At 62.4% G+C, this 1,395-nt stretch carries 1 protein-coding gene; it reads left to right on the top strand.

Translation table 11 applies throughout. From position 1 onward, the window contains the following. Nucleotides 1-73 precede the first annotated feature (73 nt). A complete protein-coding gene (locus ABIB56_RS18435) occupies nt 74-1,228 on the top strand; it encodes an IS701 family transposase (RefSeq protein ID WP_502917626.1) in 1,155 nt (384 codons plus the stop codon). Nucleotides 1,229-1,395 lie beyond the last annotated feature (167 nt).

Raw genomic sequence — 1,395 nt, 5'->3', positions numbered from 1 at the left:
ATTGTCTTCGGCGTGTTTTGGACGATTTTTGGCGTTCCCGTGTTAATCCTTGCGGGTGGGCGATGATGTTTGTGTGGCAGAGGTACAAGAGTGGGCTGACGGTTTGGCGGAGATTCGTGAGCTGATCTGGCCGCGTTTTGCTCGGTCTGAGCCGCGGGAGAACGCGGTTGACTATCTGCGGGGGCTTCTCTCGGGCCAGGAACGGAAGAATTCCTGGACGCTCTCTGAGCAGGCCGGCCAGGCTGTTCCGGACCGGATGCAGCGTCTTTTGTCGACGACCGATTGGGATCCCGACGCGGTGCGCGATGATCTGCGGTCTTACGTCGTCAAGCATCTCGGCGCGGCCGGGGGTGTGTTGATCGTTGATGAGACCGGGTTTTTGAAGAAAGGAAAGCGTTCGGCCGGGGTCGCGAGGCAGTACTCCGGGACTGCCGGACGGATCGAGAATTCCCAGATTGGCGTGTTCCTGACCTACTCCAGCCCAGCGGGGCGGACGTTTCTGGATCGGGAGCTCTATCTGCCCAAGGCCTGGACCGATGACCGGGAACGTTGCGATGCGGCGGGGATCCCCGCCGATCGTGGCTTCAAGACGAAACCAGAACTGGCCATGGACATGCTCGCCCGTGCGCTGGACGCCGGCGTCCCGGCCCGATGGGTGACCGGAGACGCCGTCTACGGGCAGTACTACAAACTCCGGAAAGCACTCGAGGATCGAGGCGTGTTCTACGTCCTTGCGGTGCCGATGAATCAGCATGTCATCGCCAAGACAACGGGAAGTGTCCCGGGCGGTGAATGGCGCGCCGACGAGCTGATCGCCGCTCTGCCCGCGACCGCGTGGCGGACTCGCTCCGCCGGCAACGGCTCGAAAGGTGATCGCCGCTACGGGTGGGCCCGGGCTCGTATCAACGGTGCACGCGATCCCGACGCCGAGTACTGGATCCTGGCCAGGCGCAGCCTCACCGACCCGACCGACATCGCCTACTACCTGACCCACGGACCCAAACGCGTTGCCCTCGCCGACCTGGCTCGGGCCGCCGGAGCCCGCTGGGCCATCGAGGAAAGCTTCCAGACCAGCAAAGGCCAAACCGGACTGGACCATTACCAGGTGCGTCAATACACAGGCTGGTATCGACACATCACCCTCTCAATGCTCGCGCACGCCTTCCTGACCGTCACCCGGTCAAAAAAGGGGGCCAACATCCAGACGACAGCGACCTCATCACTCTGAGCCTGCCCGAAATCAGGCACCTCCTCGTTTGCCTGGTCTTCACCCAGCCAGCCAACCCCGAACGCGTCCTGAGCCGCTCACGCTGGCGACGCCGACATCAACAAACAGCGAAACGACATCATTATCGAACCCGCGGACACATCCCATAAACGCGACTGTAGTACTAG

The organism is Glaciihabitans sp. UYNi722 (genome assembly GCF_040549465.1).
Taxonomy (GTDB): domain Bacteria; phylum Actinomycetota; class Actinomycetes; order Actinomycetales; family Microbacteriaceae; genus Lacisediminihabitans.
Note: the sequence above shows the minus strand (reverse complement) of the source record. Positions and strands in the feature narration are given on the sequence as shown.